The 16,726-nt window shown below is 53.2% G+C and carries 15 protein-coding genes and 1 pseudogene; 4 read left to right on the plus strand and 12 right to left on the minus strand.

Annotation, left to right across the window (positions count from 1 at the left end; translation table 11 throughout):
• Positions 1-68: 68 nt before the first annotated feature.
• The 11 genes from QUA71_RS11150 to QUA71_RS11200 all read right to left on the minus strand — a co-directional run bounded on the left by QUA71_RS11150 (position 69) and on the right by QUA71_RS11200 (position 10,554).
• Positions 69-998: an NmrA family NAD(P)-binding protein gene (locus QUA71_RS11150; RefSeq protein WP_333284870.1), complete on the minus strand. Its 930-nt coding sequence runs from the start codon at positions 996-998 to the stop codon at positions 69-71.
• 167 nt (positions 999-1,165) lie between these two features.
• Complete coding sequence (locus QUA71_RS11155; protein ID WP_333284872.1) at positions 1,166-1,912, minus strand: NAD(P)-binding domain-containing protein; 747 nt, start codon at positions 1,910-1,912, stop codon at positions 1,166-1,168.
• Positions 1,913-2,079: 167 nt separating this feature from the next.
• Positions 2,080-2,808 (minus strand): nitroreductase, encoded by a 729-nt coding sequence (locus QUA71_RS11160; protein WP_190663286.1) that lies wholly within the window; start codon positions 2,806-2,808, stop codon positions 2,080-2,082.
• A 263-nt stretch (positions 2,809-3,071) separates the two neighbouring features.
• A complete protein-coding gene (locus tag QUA71_RS11165) occupies positions 3,072-3,839 on the minus strand; it encodes an NAD(P)-binding domain-containing protein (protein WP_333284873.1) in 768 nt (255 codons plus the stop codon).
• Positions 3,840-3,898: 59 nt separating this feature from the next.
• A complete protein-coding gene (locus QUA71_RS11170) occupies positions 3,899-4,651 on the minus strand; it encodes a nitroreductase (protein WP_333284875.1) in 753 nt (250 codons plus the stop codon).
• Positions 4,648-5,118, minus strand: a complete 471-nt coding sequence (locus QUA71_RS11175; RefSeq protein ID WP_333284877.1) for a MarR family transcriptional regulator — start codon at positions 5,116-5,118, stop codon at positions 4,648-4,650. The genes QUA71_RS11170 and QUA71_RS11175 overlap by 4 nt, the downstream gene beginning before the upstream one ends.
• 368 nt (positions 5,119-5,486) lie before the next feature.
• Positions 5,487-7,703 (minus strand): xanthine dehydrogenase family protein molybdopterin-binding subunit, encoded by a 2,217-nt coding sequence (locus tag QUA71_RS11180; protein WP_333284879.1) that lies wholly within the window; start codon positions 7,701-7,703, stop codon positions 5,487-5,489.
• An 18-nt stretch (positions 7,704-7,721) separates the two neighbouring features.
• Positions 7,722-8,714, minus strand: coding sequence for a xanthine dehydrogenase family protein subunit M (locus QUA71_RS11185; RefSeq protein ID WP_333284881.1), 993 nt, complete (start codon positions 8,712-8,714; stop codon positions 7,722-7,724).
• Positions 8,701-9,546, minus strand: a complete 846-nt coding sequence (locus tag QUA71_RS11190; protein WP_333284883.1) for a 2Fe-2S iron-sulfur cluster-binding protein — start codon at positions 9,544-9,546, stop codon at positions 8,701-8,703. Before QUA71_RS11190 ends, QUA71_RS11185 begins: the two co-directional genes overlap by 14 nt.
• Positions 9,547-9,609: 63 nt before the next feature.
• A complete protein-coding gene (locus tag QUA71_RS11195; RefSeq protein WP_333284885.1) occupies positions 9,610-9,972 on the minus strand; it encodes a carboxymuconolactone decarboxylase family protein in 363 nt (120 codons plus the stop codon).
• Positions 9,973-10,023: 51 nt separating this feature from the next.
• The gene (locus QUA71_RS11200; protein ID WP_333284887.1) at positions 10,024-10,554 is read right to left on the minus strand and encodes a (R)-mandelonitrile lyase; all 531 of its coding nucleotides are present in this window, start codon (positions 10,552-10,554) and stop codon (positions 10,024-10,026) included.
• Positions 10,555-10,841: 287 nt separating this feature from the next.
• On the opposite strand from QUA71_RS11200, the gene QUA71_RS11205 reads away from it, so the two are divergent.
• The 3 genes and pseudogenes from QUA71_RS11205 (at position 10,842) to QUA71_RS11215 (ending at position 12,750) form a co-directional block, all read left to right on the plus strand.
• A complete protein-coding gene (locus QUA71_RS11205; RefSeq protein WP_333284889.1) occupies positions 10,842-11,855 on the plus strand; it encodes an AraC family transcriptional regulator in 1,014 nt (337 codons plus the stop codon).
• Positions 11,856-11,911: 56 nt separating this feature from the next.
• Positions 11,912-12,100 (plus strand): annotated as a pseudogene (locus QUA71_RS29235) (transposase); the annotation flags it as partial.
• A 290-nt stretch (positions 12,101-12,390) separates the two neighbouring features.
• Entirely contained in the window at positions 12,391-12,750 is a 360-nt protein-coding gene (locus QUA71_RS11215; RefSeq protein ID WP_333284891.1) for a hypothetical protein, read from the plus strand.
• 101 nt (positions 12,751-12,851) lie between these two features.
• On the opposite strand, the gene QUA71_RS11220 is transcribed toward QUA71_RS11215, so the two are convergent.
• A complete protein-coding gene (locus QUA71_RS11220; RefSeq protein WP_333284893.1) occupies positions 12,852-15,383 on the minus strand; it encodes a vWA domain-containing protein in 2,532 nt (843 codons plus the stop codon).
• A 212-nt stretch (positions 15,384-15,595) separates the two neighbouring features.
• On the opposite strand from QUA71_RS11220, the gene QUA71_RS11225 reads away from it, so the two are divergent.
• Positions 15,596-16,582, plus strand: coding sequence for an AEC family transporter (locus QUA71_RS11225; protein ID WP_333284895.1), 987 nt, complete (start codon positions 15,596-15,598; stop codon positions 16,580-16,582).
• The last annotated feature ends 144 nt before the right edge of the window (positions 16,583-16,726 follow it).

Genomic DNA, 16,726 nt, shown 5'->3' on the forward strand with positions numbered 1-16,726 from the left:
TGCTGTACATCATTTGGGCCGGTCTTACGCCGAGTGAATTATACTCCCGCGCTAGTGATAAAAGAGGGTTATTCCGTGGGAGTTTCGTCGGCGCGCCGATCGACCAGATCGAGCAGTTCGGCCCGGTGTGCTGTCGCCCAAGCACGGAAACTGGTTCCGGGCCGACCCAGCAGATATGGGATGTCGTCGCGCACCGTGCCGAAATAGCCCAGCCGCCCGTCGGCCAGTTGTGTGCAGAATTCTATCGAGCTCTTGGCGTACCAGTCCTCGACCTTCAACCCGCCCGCCTTGAACAAGGCTTCCATGTCCGCTGGATGGCGCACGTCGCAGGTGATCGTGCGGCCCATGACCTCGCTCAACATGATGGCGAGTTCGGGCCCCGTCATCGTCTCGGTGCTGAGATAATAGTTCTTCGAGGCGTGGTTCTCGGGTCCGTCGCGCAAGACCTTGGCCGTGACCGCCGCAATATCTGTAACGGCGATGTAGCCGACCCGCTGCTCTCCCCAGAACACCGGGAACGAACCGCCCGTCGGCGGCGACACGTTCAACATTCCATCCATGAACATGTTGGGGTGCAGATGCGTCCAGGGTATGCCACTGGCCTCGATGTAGCACTCGACCAGCGCGAACCAGGAGAATTTCGAGTCGGTGCAGTCGTCGTTGGCAAAGACGCCCTGATTGACGATGTGCTTCACCCCCGCCTTCTTGGCGGCGTCGACCAGCGTCTTGGTCTGGTGCGTCATGGCGATCGTGTAGCCGGTCAGGATATTGAGCCGATCGACACCGCAGAGCGCGGGCCCGAATGTGCGCGGATCGTCGAGGTCGAACAGCACCGCGTCGCGACCTTCATTGCGCAACCGCTCCAGATCCTCCTGCTTGCGCACCCCGATACGGATGCGTGCGTCGCTCGGGTTTCGGTCGAAATCCTCCAAAATGAAGCGGCCGGTCTGGCCGGTGACGCCCATAAGGAAGATGAGTGGGCTGTTGTCGGTCGCCATGATTGCTCTCCGGTTGTTTGTGTGGATGTCGAACGGGAAGAGGCGTGGCGCGGCTCAACGCATGATGCGATGATAATGTGACGAGCCATGTCACGTCTCACTGTTGTGGTCGGTCGGGACGATCGGCGTGACGGGCGGGGAAGTTGTTCTCCAGCCCATGACCGCCTTCACATGAACAGCGCGCGGGTCAGGCGCACGGCATAGTCAGAGTCAGGGTTGGTAGTGCTATCACCCACCCGCTCCATGATCGCCTCGATCGCAAGCTCGCGGCGCCTGGGCAAGCGCTCACGTTCCGCCGAGGCGAGCGCGGCAGGCATCTCCTCGCGGCTGAGGTCTGTGCAGTAACAGGGCGATCCGGGCTGCTGGCGCCAGGACTCGGCAAGCGTGCCTGAATAGACCGCGTCGAGACCGGTTTCGTCGACCAGCGTCATCGCCACGTCGCGCTCCCGGTCGCCATCGGCGGCGACCGGGATTGCGATGCGACCCGCTGCCCCTGCAGGCGCGCCCTTGTCGGCGAAGGATGCGGATGCGATCGCGTTCCACGCCTTGGCAATTGGGCGACCGATCTGCCTGGCGACCCACTCGCTCTCGGCCTGCCCGCCTTCGATCGCCGCAATTTCGCCGTCACGCTTGGGATAATAGTTGGACGTGTCGATGACCACCGTTTCGGCGGGCACGTCTGCGAACAGTGGTGCGATCCGGGGGATGGCGCCAAGGGGCGTGGACACGATCACCACATCAACCCGTGTGACCGCCTCCGCGGAGGTGACCGCACGGGCACCGTTCTTGAGGATATCGACGTCGATTGTCTCGGGACCGCGCGAATTGGCGACCTTCACGTCGTGTCCGGCCGCACTGAGTTTGCGTGCCAAAGTCTTCCCGATATGGCCAGTGCCTAAGATTCCGATGTTCATGTTCACTTTTCCTCCTGTGGCGCTATCGATAAATGATGCGCGTAATCCTTTTAAGTGGGGTTGCTTTAGTCAGCCAAGTGCCGGATTGTAGGGCACAAGCGCGGCTTTTACTTCTGGTCTGTGGGTTACGTCTGTTAAATGACCAATCATCCTCATCCGAACATTTTTTAATGGTGAAAGGTCACGCTCTCTGAGACGGGAACGCGCCCCATCCGAACACTGTTGACTGGTGCTGTGAAGTCTGGATAGCCAAACGCAATGGCAAACATCAGCTTGAGTTCATCGGAGATACCCAAATATTCGCGGATCGTCTGTGCAAAAAAGCCAATGGCGGTCTGCGGAATACCTCCTAAACCGCGCGCCGTCAGAGACAACAAAAACGTCTGGCCATACATTCCAATGTCACCGCCAACGCGCACATTATCTCCAAAGGAAGGCATGAAGAGCAGAGCGACATGAGGTGCACCGTAGAAGGTGTAATTTTTTGCAGCGGCTTTATGACGCGCGATCTTGTCGCCCCGCGCCACACCCATCGCCTCATAAAAGGTTTTGCCGTGTTCAATTCGGCGTTCACTATAGGCGCCATAAAAGCACTCCATATCGAAGCTAAAATCCGGCGTGAAATTCTCCGCTTCGTTTTGCTCGGTTAGAATGCGGCCCAATTCTTTGATCTTTTCGCCCGAAACGATGTGTGTGTTCCACGGCTGCGTGTTGCAATTCGATGGAGAATATTGTGCATCTTCCAAGACTTGCTTTATTTGAGCGTTAGGGACGGGTGTTGGTAAAAATGAGCGGAATGAGCGGCGCGCTCGAACTGTCTCTTCAAAAGAGAGCGTTTGTGATGGTTCATTTTCTAATTCAATGAGACCGTTTGAAAGGTGTGTTGCGTTTGACATCGTGAAACCTCAAAAGATGGTGTCAGTTGGAAGGTGGTTCCTGGTCGAGAGCCTTGGCCGAACGGGGATGACCTAGCCCGTTCAAGGTGTCGCGAAGCTCGGCAAGGTCTTCATCGGAGAGACGGCAGGCCGTCTCGATCTTTTCAGGGATCGAGCACGCTGCCTCGCGGAGTGCCTCGCCCGCTTCTGTCAGATCGATAAGAGAGCGGGAAATTTTTCGCGCCCTCTTCTGATAATAAGTAGCTCAACAGCAAAGGATGCCTTTACATATTCAAGAGCCGGCTGAGACGAAGGAAATATCCCGCATCGGGATTAATGGTGGTGACGTCTTCAAATCGCTCCTGCAATATCGCCCATGCCAGATCGCGCCGCTTGGGTAAGCGTTCTCTTTCGGCGGAGGCCAGCGCGTCGGGTAGCTCTGCCAAGGTGAGGTCGGTGCAATACACGGGCGATCCCGGCTGCTGCCGCCATGAGTTTTCGAGTGTGCCCGCATCGAAGGCGTCAACACCCGTATCTTCAACCAGCGCGATCCCCACTTCGCGATCTCTGTCCCGATCTGCCGCAACAGGCAAAGCAATACGATCGCGGCTTCCCTTGGTCGTGCCCTTTGTTGCGAATGGGGTCGACTCGATGGTATTCCACGCTTTCACAATGGGGCGACCCAGTTGTTCGACTACCCACAGGCTCTCGACCTGCCCCGCGTCGAGGGCCTCGATTCTGTTGTCGCGCGCGGGGTGGTAGTTCGACGTGTCGATGACAACGGCTTCCTCTGGCAAGCCCGCGAGCAATGGCGCAACTTTCGAGAAGCTCGTGGGAGGGAGAGAGAGAATGACAACTTCAACGTCCCGCACTGCTTCTGCTGCTTCAACGGCGCGGGCACCAAACTCCAGCGCATCGGTCGCAATGGTTTCGGGGCCGCGCGAGTTGGCCACCTTCACGTCATGTCCGGCCTGAGCCAGTTTGCGGGCCAAGGTCTTTCCAATGTTACCGGCGCCCAAAATGCCGATCTTCAAATTCTTTGTGTTATTCATGGTAAATCCTCCGTGTAAATCTTCCGTTTTGAATGTGAATGTCTGTTAGTGAATGTCTGTTAATTGTGGAAAGTCACGCTTTCTTCGATAGGGGCCTTGTCGATCCGGTAGCGATTGGCGGTGGCCGTCTTGTCGGGATAGCCGAATGAGATACCGAACAGCATCTTCAGGGACGGATCGATGCCCAACAGCTCGCGGATCGTGTCGGCGTAAAAGCCGAGCATCGTCTGCGGTATGCCGCCCAGTCCGTGCGCCGTCAGCGAGAGCAAGAACGTCTGAGCGTACATTCCGATGTCGCCAGCCACTCGTACATCGTCGCCAAAGGAAGGCATGAAGAGCAACGCGGCGTGCGGCGCACCAAAAAACTCCAGATTGTATCGCGAGGCGGTTCGGCGATCTTCGGTTGCCTCACGCGAAACACCAATCGCCTGATAGTAGGCTGCCCCCTGTGACTTGGAGCGCTCGCTGTAGACACCGCAAAAATCGGCGGTGGAGAAGCTGAAGTCCGGTGTCATCCGACCAGCCTCGTCGTCCCCAAGGAGAGCCTTGCTGAGCGCGTCGCGTGTCGCGCCGGAGACGATGTGAACCTGCCAGGGCTGGGTGTTGCAGTTGGAGGGCGTGCGTTGTGCGTCTTCCAGAACCGAGCGGAGCACAGCGTCGGGGACAGGGGTTGGCAGGAAACTCCGGACAGAATGACGCTCACGCACAGTCTCTTTAAAAGACAAGGTTTGCGACGGCTCGTTTGCTAATTCGATCGGGCTGCTTGGTACAGGTGTTGTATTTGACATGGTGAATCCGAAAAAGGTGGTCATTCGGTAATCGAGTCGGGGGCGTTGGCCGAACGGGGATGACCTAGCCCGTTCAAGGTGTCGCGAAGCTCAGCAAGGTCTTCATCGGAGAGACGGCAGGCCGTCTCAATCTTTTCAGGGATCGAGCACGCTGCCTGGCGGAGTGCCTCGCCCGCTTCTGTCAGATCGATAAGAACGCGGCGTTCGTCCTGTTGGTCGCGGTTGCGCGTCACCAACCCCGCGCTCTCAAGGCGCTTTAAGAGGGGCGTCAAGGTTCCGTTATCCATACCGAGTTCTTGCCCTACTTCCCCAACAGTGCGCGGGGTGCCCTCGTAGAGAGCGAGCATGACCAGAAACTGAGGATAGGTCAGGCCCAAAGGCTCAAGAAAGGGCCGATGAAGCCGAATGACGCGGTTCGACGCACTATAGAGGGCAAACGAAAGCTGCCTCCCCACCTGTCGCCGTTGGTTGATGTTCGAGTTGTTATCCATTTAAAAATCCAGTCAACTACTATTATATAGCACACTACATAATAGTTCAATATCTATAATTCACTTTTTTCTGGACCAGTCTTGCACCCCTTCCCATGCGTTGCACCAAGGCGACGGTACGAAGATTCTTCCACACTCCCCACCGTTGCCAGCGCGCACCGTGCCCCCTGAGGTTCGCGGAGGCGATCGCTGCGACTAGCGCTGGCACTTCATTAGACCTCTTGCAAAAGTCAAAAACTCACCCCCCTCAGTCCCCCCTTGTTAAGGGGGGAAGCCTGAAAAATTAGGCTCCCGGACCTTACTAAGGGGAGGGTTGGGGAGGGGTCTGGTGCATTTTTGCAAGAGGTCTATTCATCCAAGGATCTCACTCACAGCAGCTTTTCCGGCGTAATCGGCAGGTCCCTGATGCGTTTGCCCGTGGCATGAAAAACAGCGTTGGCGATCGCCGCCGGGATGCCCACCATGCCGAGTTCGCCCATGCCCTTGACACCGAGCGGATTGACGACTTTATCCTCCTCCTCAACGAATATCGTTTCGATCTCCAAGACATCGGCATTAACCGGCACGTGATAGTGCTGCAAATTCGGATTCATAATCCGCCCGTAACGGTGGTCGATTTCAGTCGCCTCTTGCAGCGCCATACCAATGCCCCAGACAACGCCGCCGATTTCCTGACTGTGCGAGGCCTTCGGATTCATAATCTTGCCGCAAGCAGTCACTTCAATGGCGCGCGTAACGTGGACAGTCCCCACATCCGGATCGACCTTCACTTCAACGAACTGCGCGCCGTGGGCCAACGTCGCATACTTCTCGCGCTCCTTTGAGGGACGCGACTCGAATGTTTCCGTGATTTCGCTCAGACCGTTACGCTTCATCACTGCGGAGATGTTGACGGAACGATCCGGGTCGCTTTTTAGTCGCAGTTGCCCGTCGAGCATCTCGACATCGGAAGAGGCTGCCCCCTTGAGCGGAGAATTCGGTTCCTGGTTCGCGAGGGCGAGCAACTTCGTGCCGATCGCCAGAGCCGCCCCGCACACGGCCGAGCCGACGCTCGCCGTCGTCCAAGAGCCGCCCTGCGAAGGCGCTCGAGGCAACTTCGTGTCGCCGAGTTCAAATTTCACCTGCTCCAACTTCAGCCCCAGATACTCGGCAGCGATCATGGTCATCACGGTGTAGGTGCCAGGTCCGATGTCGCTGGTGGCACTTGCGACTTGCGCCGTGCCGTCCGCCCGCAGCGTGACGAGGGCGGCAGCGGGCATCTGGAAAGCGCCCCAGACGCCGGTCGCCATTCCCCAACCGACAAGCAGGCGTCCGTCGCGCATCGATCGGGGCTCGAACTTGCGATTCTTCCAACCGAATTTTTCCGCGCCGAGCCGGTAGCACTCCCGCAACGCCTTACTCGAAAATGGCTTGCCGCTCTCGGGGTCGGTTTCGGCATAGTTGATCAGCCGAAGTTCGAGCGGGTCGATCCGCAGCGCGTAGGCCAGCTCGTCCATCGCGCATTCGAGCGCGAACATACCGCTAACGGCCCCCGGTGCGCGCATCCAGGTCGGGGTGGCGAGGTCTGTGTTGGTAATCTTCAGCGGCGCGTAGAGATTCGGGCACGCGTAGACTTGGCGCGTGAAACCCGTGGTGCCGTCCGAGAACTCCTCGAGGGTGGAGGTGTTGTGCACGGCTTCATGAATCATCGCCGAGAGCTTTCCCGATCGCTCCGCGCCCAGCGCGATCTTCTGAATCGTGTGCGGACGATAACCGTGGCCAGTGAACATTTGCGTGCGCGTATAGACAACCTTGACTGGGCGCCTGAGTTCGCGGGCTGCCATCGCTGTCAGCGCCGGATAATAGTTCGGGCGCAGCGACGCTCCAAACGCCCCGCCGACGAAGGGCGAGACGACGTTCACGTTTTCCTCGGGCAGGCCGAAGCTCGAAGCCAAATGTTCGCGCACGCCATAGACCTCCTGCGTCTTGTCGAAGATGGTGAGATTATCGCCTTGCCAGACCGCGATCGCCGCGTGCGGCTCCATGGGGTTGTGGTGCTCGATCGGGATGCGGTACTCGGCCTCTACCTTCACGGCCGCTGTACGCATCGCCTCTTCGGGATTACCGCGCGGCTTCGGAGCCGGCCCTTTAGTGGGGACGCGGGCGATCGAGCGAACCGCCTCAGTGTCGGTCATGTGCTGCTGTGAGTTGTAGGAGACTTTAACCAGACGTGCCGCATAACGTGCCTGCTCGTATGTCTCGGCGACGACGAGTGCCACGGGCTGCATATTGAAGAAGATTTTGTCGGACTGGAGCGCCCGAAACGACTTGTCTTCCTCCTCGGTGGCGCGGGGCGGGGACTGCTCCGTGGAAGACTTCGGACCAAGCTTCGGTGCGTTCAGGTGCGTGAAGACGCGAATTACGCCTGCGGCGCCTTCAGCCTCACGGGTGTCGATCGATTTAATCGTGCCCTTTGCTACGGTTCCCAGCACGATAAAACCGTAAGCGAGATTGGGAACCTGGAATTCCGCCGCGTATTTAGCCTTGCCCGTAACTTTGGCTGCGCCGTCCACGCGGCTCATTTCTTTTCCGATGTATCTTGCCATTTCTTTTCTCCTCCCTAGTTACGTAGCGCTGCTCGTCATCGCTTTCTGCAAAGCCAGAACAATGGCGCGTTTTCCGAGTTCGACTTTATAACCGTTATGTTCAAGGGGTTTGGCATCTTTCAGAGCCGCTTCTGCAGCAGCCTGAAAAGTTGTTTCCGTCGCAGGTTTTCCGATCAGAACCTTTTCCGCTTCGGGTGAACGCCAAGGTTTATGCGCGACGCTGCCCAAAACAACGCGTGCCTGTTTGATGGTGTTGCCGCTTGTTTCTAAAGCAGCAGCCACGGCCAGCAGTGCAAAAGCATAGGAAGCCCGATCGCGAACTTTTAGGTAATAAGACTTGTTGGCGAAGTTATTCTTCGGCATTTCGATGGCAACGATCAATTCCCCATGCTGAAGATTGTTATCTTTTTCAGGCGTGTTTCCCGGCAAGCGATGAAAATCCTGGAGCCCGATTGTGCGTTCTTGCCCGGAAGTGCCGCGAATCCTCACTACCGCGTCCAGCGCATAAAGCGCATTCGCCATATCGCCCGGGTAAGTCGCCACGCATTTGTCGCTGTAGCCAAAAATGGCATGAATGCGATTGATCCCCTGAAGCGCTCCGCATCCGCTGCCGGGATCGCGTTTGTTGCAGGGCATAGCGATGTCGTAAAAATACTGGCAACGGGTGCGTTGCATTAAATTTCCCCCGTTAGTCGCCATATTGCGAAGCTGGGCGGAGGCGCCGGCTAAAATCGCCATTGACAGAAGCGGGTAATTTTGCCTGATGAGCGGATGGTTAGCCGTGTCGGTATTTTTGGCTAAGGCGCCGATCGAAATTCCGTTCGAGGTCGATCGAATCTCCGCCAGATTCAAACCTGAGATGTCAACAAGTTCGCTGGGACGCTCGACGTATTCTTTCATCAAATCAATTAGATTTGTCCCGCCTGCGAGAAACTTTGCCGTTTGATTAGCGGAAACGGTGCCAACGGCGCTTGCCGCGTCGGTTGCACTTGAATATTTAAACGATTTCATCGGCTTTGCCCTCCTCATTCAATGCAACGGCAATTTCTTCATCGCTGGCAAAATGCCAAGCCTGGGCTGTTTCGCGCCCGGACTGAACTTCTCTGATTGCCGCAACGATTCCCGGATACGCGCCGCAACGGCAAATATTGCCGCTCATGCGTTCTCTGATTTCTTCATCAGAGAGGGCTACATTCTGGGCGCTCGTCCGCAAATTGTTAGTGACGTGACTCGCGTCGCCGTTTTTGGCTTCCTGCAGAAGCGCCACCGCCGAACATATCTGCCCCGGCGTGCAGTAGCCGCACTGGAAGCCGTCGTGTTTGATGAACGCCGCCTGCATCGGATGAAGATTGTCGCCGTCAGCGATCCCTTCGATGGTCGTCACCTCTTTCCCCTCGCAGCTCGCGGCAAGTGTCAGACAAGAAAGCACGCGGCGCCCGTCAACGATGACCGTACAAGCGCCGCACTGTCCTTGATCGCATCCTTTTTTGGTGCCGGTCAATCCAAGTCTTTCGCGCAGGGCGTCGAGCAGCGCCGTGCGCGAATCCACTTCCAGGCGTTGGGTCGAGCCGTTGATTTTCAAAAGAACCTTAACGGCGTTTTCAACCCCAGGAGCCGGGGCGAACACGGCGTCGGGCGCAGCGGCGAGCGTGGCAAAGGCCTCCTCTTTAGCCAGCAGGTGGAAGGCGAAGGTGCCGAGTAGGGCAGCCATGCTTTGCCCCAAGAATTTGCGGCGAGCAGCGCCGACAATTCCGAGTTGGTCGAGCAGTGTTTCTTCGTCCGCGCTGAGCTGCGAATCGCTCTCGGTTGAACTGAAATCTTTCCGTTCTTGATTATCGTCCATGATTCTCCTTGCAAAATTCTCAAACCACCCCTGGACAAGTGTTTGTTTTTCGCGCCGACTCTTCTAACGCTCTGCACCCACCGCAGGCGCTTGTGCGCCTTCGCTCGGGCGTCCTTTATTCTCGAAGACTTCCTTAGCCACGGCAATCGCGGTAACTGCGTTAGGCCAGCCCGCGTAAAACGCCAAGTGGGTAATGGTCTCGATCAACTCGTCTTGGGTGACGCCATTTTCGCGCGCTCTGGCGAGGTGAAATCGAAGCTGGTCGGGACGGTTCATCGCGATCAGGGCGCTGACGGTCACCAGGCTGCGATCGCGCTTTGATAGCTGAGGACGTTCCCAGACATCACCAAATAGCACGCTGTCAGTAAGCTCGACTAACTTGGGGGCGATGTCGCCGATCGCTCTTTGGGCCGGCGTCGGTTGCACACTGACACCGGGGACGGAGCGTGCAGGCACAGCGGATGCCGACCGTTGCGCCTAGACTGGCGTGCCGTACTGCTCGTCGCTGACCTTTTCCATCCAGTCGGTGCTCTTGCCGTCGAGCTGTTCCACGATGGCGATATGCGTCATCGCGGTGTTTGGCGAGGCTCCGTGCCAGTGTTTTACACCGGGCGGAATCCGGACGACATCTCCTGGCCGGATCTCCTCGATCGGCCCCCCCCAGCCCTGCACCCGCCCGACGCCCGCTGTCACGATCAGGGTCTGACCAAGCGGATGGGTGTGCCATGCCGATCGAGCACCAGGCTCAAATGTAACGTTGGCGCCAGACGTGTCTGCTGGATCGTTCGCCTGGAACAGAGGATCGACGCGCACCGAACCCGTAAAGTTTTCGGCTGGTCCGTTCCGCGAGGGCACAGAGCCGCTTCGCGTGATGTTGATTGTCTGCGAATCTTGCATTGGCGCGGTCTGGGGAGCACCGGACCCCTCGGCGGCTCCTGCCTGATTTGCTTGGGCCGATACCGAAGCGAGCAGAGAAAGCAATATGACCGTTGCCGTGAACAGTTTCATCGTTTGAATTCCTTTGGCTACCCCAATTGTAGAGATCGAACACTTAGCGCCTGCTCTATCAATAGGGATGAATTTTTTAAGAAGCAAGGTTCGCCTTGATGCCCTTTTGGTTGTCAGTAGGCGAATCTCTTGCCCAATCAAAACTGAGTTTTCTCTTGTATAAAAATCCAGAATGCTTATAAGAAGCCGAAATGGTTTTTCATTGCTTTAGCTTCATTCTAAGAATGCTCAAGGGCAAGCAATAGAACGATCGTCTAAAATTGTTGTACAATCCTGCAAACTTAGAAATGAACGCTGCCAAACTGAGTGAAAAGCCCGATATGGAGTTATTGAACGACCCGCAGGCAAAGCGCGAGGCAGATAGAGCGCAAGCCCACAGAGACGAACTGACCGAGCGGATTGCACAGGCGATTCGTCATGATGGGACGATTGAGCCGCTCCAAGGATTGCACTTCTACCGCTCCTCCTCACCTTCGGAATGCGTTCATAGTGTCTCGATTCCTTCCTTTTGTGTCATTGCTCAGGGCAGCAAAGAAGTGCTGCTAGGCAGCGATCGCTACCAGTACGATCCGATGCACTATCTATTAGGGACGGTGGAACTACCGATTGCCAGCCGAATTCTAGAAGCAACCCAGGAAAAACCGTACCTGGGGCTTCGTCTGGATCTCGACCCCACCCTGGTTGGCTCAGTCATGGTTGAGGCAGGCTATCCCTCAGCTCAAAGGGAGGCTAGTGTCAAAGCGATCGATGTCAGTCCACTGGATACCAATCTGCTAGACGCTACGGTGCGATTCGTCAGGTTGCTCGATTCCCCGGTGGAAGCTCATGTGCTTGCACCCCTGATTAAGCGAGAAATCATTTATCGACTGCTGATGGGAGCGCAAGGCGATCGGCTGCGTCATATTGCTGTTCTGGGTGGCTCTACCCACCAAATTGCTCAAGCGGTCGATCGGCTTCGTAAAGACTTTAACCAGCCGCTTCGGATTGAAAGCATCGCACGAGAGCTGGGAATGAGTGTATCGAGCTTCCACCATCACTTCAAGTCTGTCACTGCCATGAGTCCCTTGCAGTTCCAGAAGCAACTGCGACTGCAGGAAGCTCGCCGTCTGATGCTGGGGCAAAACCTTGACGCTACCAGTGCAGCCTACCGTGTGGGTTATGACGATTCCTCGCACTTCAACCGAGAGTACAAGCGGCTCTTTGGTATACCGCCGATGCGCGATGTGGAGCGGCTGCGAGAAGCTGCTAGGGAGATTGCGAGTTCAACACGATCTCCTCAAGATGCCCTAATCAGGCCATAAATCGCTAAAACATTGTGGAGACAGCTCTGTGTGGCGCACCGTATGCTGAAACAGGATTAGATAACGCGAGTTATCATAATCGTCGGGATCTTCGAGACAAAATGGCGTTGCAAATGCCGAATCGGCTGTTGGAGTTTTTGCAACCTTATAGTTTAGACTTCAATATTATTGAGTTAGTGTGGCATTCTTGTAAAGAATATATTGCACATCGACTGTTCCAATCTGCTGACCAACTGAGAAATCTCCCTAAGAGAAATACTCCCGATTTTAAGTTATCCAGTTCCTCGATTTTGAAGGTAGATTTTGCTAGCTTGGCAAAACTTGCGCTATCTGTGGGAGTTGAGTTAGATTTTATGGTGACGCTGACTCAATACATCCAAAAACGGTTAGAGGAAGCGATTAACAAAGTTGATGTGCAAATTGAGTATATTACCAGTAGGCAGATAACGGCTAAGACTGTGGCAGATGAAGCTGAATAAATTCAGTTTTAAGTAGTAAAATATCACTTGGCTAAAAGTGAGGATATACTGAAAGTATGAGTAAAACAACTTGGAATATCCTCGGTATCCTCACCATCTTGGCAGGGATTTCCTTCTTCATGTTGATACCAGAAAAATTTGCAGTCTTACCTCCCGATCAGCGCCCTAAATTTATTGAAGGATGTGTTGTGCTTGGGGGAGTCCTTGGTGTTATTGTCGGTATCTGTTTCTTTCCCAAATCGCGTCCTATAACCTTGCGAATTTTGGGAGTGATCGGTATAGCGGCTTGCGTGTTTAATCTTATAGACGGCGCTCAGAGAGGTAACTTTTCTCAATTTCCCGTCACTCTCGCCTTCTGGCTACCAGGCTCGATTTATCTGGTGGTTAAAGGTCAGTTAGGACGAGTTCAGGGGTGACAACACCTCTGAAGTGCGATCGCTATATTTGTGGCATGGCGATCGCCATTCTGCAGTTTGTCAAATTTGTCTAGGGTGGGCAAATAATGCCCACCTAATTCCTACTTCCCTACCGTGAAATACTCATTCTTAGCATACACGCTAATAATGCAGTCGCCCACTTCAAAAAACATCCCCTCTTGCTCATCTTTAGAAAATTGCAAGTTGCCGTATTTAGAATTAATTTCCTCAGCAGTTGCCGCTTTTGCCTCCATTTCATCCGGGATAAGTCCGGTAGAACCGATGTAGAAAACCAGCGGTGAAACTTTTTCCCTGTACAGTTTTTCAGCATAAGCTTCCAGTCGCTCATTCGCATTAGCTAAAGCAGCGACAAACTCCTCTCGCTTGACATCTTCTTCCTGCCATTTCGCTTGCAAAAGGCGCAGCAAACTATCTGCACCCACTTTGGCTAAAGTAGCACTCACAATTCCGTTATCCTCCAACCCCAAAAACTCATCGAAAATCAGTTTCATCAAGTCGTCAACTTTGGTGATTTTTGTTCGGGATGACAGCGTTTTGTGTGCGAAGACAACAGGCTCGTCTAAGGTGATGTCAAAGGTCGGTTTTGCTAGCTTTTCGCCCGTGTTTTTGTGGTAAACTTCATAAAGGCGATCGAGAAATTTGTTGGCAGAGTGCAATTTGCCGAAGTTGAGGATGTTTTTGCTGCCGATGTCGATTTTGTAGCTGACTCGCGAATCTACTGAACCGTTGGCGATCGCACTTTTTAAATCTGTGTATTCCGTCGTCGTCGGAAAATTGATGTAAAGGTTTTTTGACAGATAATGCTGTTTCAATTCTTCCAATTGTTCCGCAGTGTAAGCCTCAGATTCCTCCTTCAAATGAGCCGAGAGAATGCTGGAGAGAATTTTGATTTCTGCGAGTTCCTCAAACACTCCGTCAAGGCTGCCGTAACGCCCGTCAAAAGGCACTAGCGGCAAAGTCTCTAACTTAATATCGTACTCCGAACGGAAGTCAAATTCTTGCACGGGCGAACCGTCTTTTTCAAGGACACCGCATTTTTTGAGCAAATCAAACACTGGTTTGCTGCTGATTTTGGTTCGCAGCGACTTAATATTAACTTCGCCGTCGCTGACAATGGTATAATTGTTGAAAGTATTGAGGTCTGTAACTAGAATTCCCGCCACTTCTGCGATTAAAGTTTCATCCTCAACTTTTACCAGCTTAGCTTTGCGGGTAATCAGCATATTGATGGTAGCGGTATTTTGATTGATGGCAAATGAACCCATTTGCACGTATTCCCCACCATCTAAGAATTCAGCTTTCAGCCAAGGCTTGACAAGGTTGCCGTTTTCGTCTCGCTTTCCCTCAATTCGCTTCAAACCTTTTCGCTGATAATTTTCTTGCAAGTGTTTCAAGTTGATGATGATGCTGTTGCTGTTTTCCTCCAATATCTTGATTAACTCCAGCAGGGAAATTTTCTCGCTGACTTTTACCCGATCGCCAATTTCATGATTTTTCAACACTTCAGGCGCAAAAACAGCCTGTTCCAAATCTTCCGTAAACTCCGCTATTTGGGCATTTGTCAAAGCTTTAGCGTGTTTTTCCGTCAAAGTAGCGTCGAAGGTGCTCGCCAGCGCATACTTAGCCGTATTTAAATTGCCGTCAGCGAGGTTAGCTTTCGCAAAAGCAAACACCGACTCATCAGTTTGAGCAACGGGAACATCTAGTTTGTCATACTCATCTTTGGCGATTTTCTCATATTTGTAAAAAAGTCCCCGATCCTCTGCTTTCAGCCCGCAGATTTTCAGTGTGCTCGATGAACCGTTGATTTTCTTGCCCGTTTTGGAAACAAAAACTTGATAATCATATTCCTTAATTAACGGTTCTTCCAGCGGAGGTGCAACGGAACTGCCTAACAGTTTTGTGCTGTCGTAAAGAGCATCATAAACCATTTTGACTTCGCCAGCGCGGATGCAATTTCCCGATAAAGTGTTGGCGATTTTGGAGAGCAGTTTGAAGTCAGCAGAGGCATAGGATATCGTGTTGGCAAACACATCCATATCTTTTAGTTCTTCGCAAATTTCCCCGATTTTTGCAGCTTCCGAATTGGCACTTGGGTCGTTTGCATAGCCGTCTGTGTGCAAATTAATCGCTGTCATTTCTCCCGCTTTAACCAGAGATTTAGCGAGTTGCATCGACTGCGATATGCAGGTAGCTCCAGCCGTGTGGATTTTTTGAATTTCTTTGATGTATTGAGAGTCAAACTTCAGCACTTCTTGAATGGGAATTCGCTGGAAATGACAAATTACGTCACCATTGCTAGCATAGGAAATCAGGCTGACAATTAGCTGGTAATTGTTGTATTCGTCTAAGGTCAAAAGCTTGATTAGGGTTTCTTTCAGAGGTTCTAACTCATAATACATTGAGCCGGAACGGTCGATGATGATGATGCTGTGAGCGACGGATTTTTCTGGGATATCACCGGGCTTTCTTTCTAAATTAATGCGATCGACTAGATAGAATGCCTTTGCGTTTCCGGCAAAATTGTAGAGGGTAAACTTGGTGCGAGTATTGGAGGCTGCTTGGCTGCTGGAACTTTTGACTTGAGACGATTGTTTTGCTTGCCGTGCCATAGTTTTCACCTATGTTGATTTATTCCTCAACCTCATCATTACACGCGCTTCTGTGGATGTCAAGGCCTGTATGGAAAATTATCTGCGAGGCTGAATAAGCATTAATATTTAGCGCTGCGGTGCCAGGGAAAACTGCGGCGGTAGGGTAAATGTGGGCTTTTTTGGCAAAAGTAGTGGATATGCGTAAGTATTTAGTAAATATTTAGTCAATCATGCTTTATTTAGAAAATCCGCTGCTCAAACTTTATCTAAATCTGATCGGATGGGTGGCGTTGGGATTTTTTCTCGGCCGCCTGCTACCGAGAAGCTATTCTACATATTTAGCCAAGTTTCTTTTCTTCTTTGGCACGCCCTTGAGCATTGTTGCTTTTATCCGCAGCGCCAATTTGTCGGGCGCTATTTGGAAGGCGCCGCTGATAGCTTGGGCGGCAATTCTAGCAGGTGGAGGACTCGCTTGGATTTTGATAAATTTCGGTGTCGGCGAGGAACGTCTCAAGAATCTTAATCGGAGCACCCAAAATAGCCCGGAACACAACACCGCTTGGAGTTTGCCCACTCAAGGCAGCTTCTTATTGGCAACGATGGTGGGTAATACGGGTTTTTTAGGCATTCCAGTCACCTTGTCCTTATTGGGTTCGGAACACTTTGCCTGGGCGTTGTTTTACGACTTGCTAGGCACTACCATGGGAATCAATATACTGGGAGTTGCTATTGCTTCTCACTGCGGTAAAAGCGATCGCCGTCAGAGTTGGTTAAGCCCGCTGCGGGCAATTTTTCAGAATCCGGCACTGTGGGCTTTTGGTCTAGGGTTTGTCTCGCGCAGCTTGCCGCTGTCGGCACAAATCGCAGAATTGTTAACCACAGGCGCTTGGACTGTAATTACTTTAGCTTTAATTACGATCGGGATGCAGTTGAGCAAGTTGAATTCCTTGCACAACCTCAAACAAGTTTTGGCTTGTCTGGCGATTAAAATGCTGTTAATTCCCTTGGTAATTGGCACGGGATTAACGTTTTTTGGCATCGCGGGCGCGCCGCGACTTGTGCTAGTGCTGCAAATGGCAATGCCTCCTGCTTTTGGTACTACTTTGCTGGCAGAAGCTTTCAATCTCGATCGCGAATTAGCCGTAACTGCGATCGGCCTCGGCTGCGTTAGTTTATTATTCACTATTCCAATATGGATGAGGCTATTTAATTTTTAATAAAAATAGGAATTGCCCTGTTTTTAAACTACCTTACTTCAGTGATCCCCATCACCAACATTGAGCGATATATGTCATATTGATTTAAAATAACAATTACGAGACTGGGAAAGTGTATTGGCTTCTGCTAATGGGGAAATAGCC

The organism is Microcoleus sp. MON1_C5, assembly GCF_036701875.1.
In the GTDB taxonomy this organism is placed as follows: domain Bacteria; phylum Cyanobacteriota; class Cyanobacteriia; order Cyanobacteriales; family Microcoleaceae; genus Microcoleus.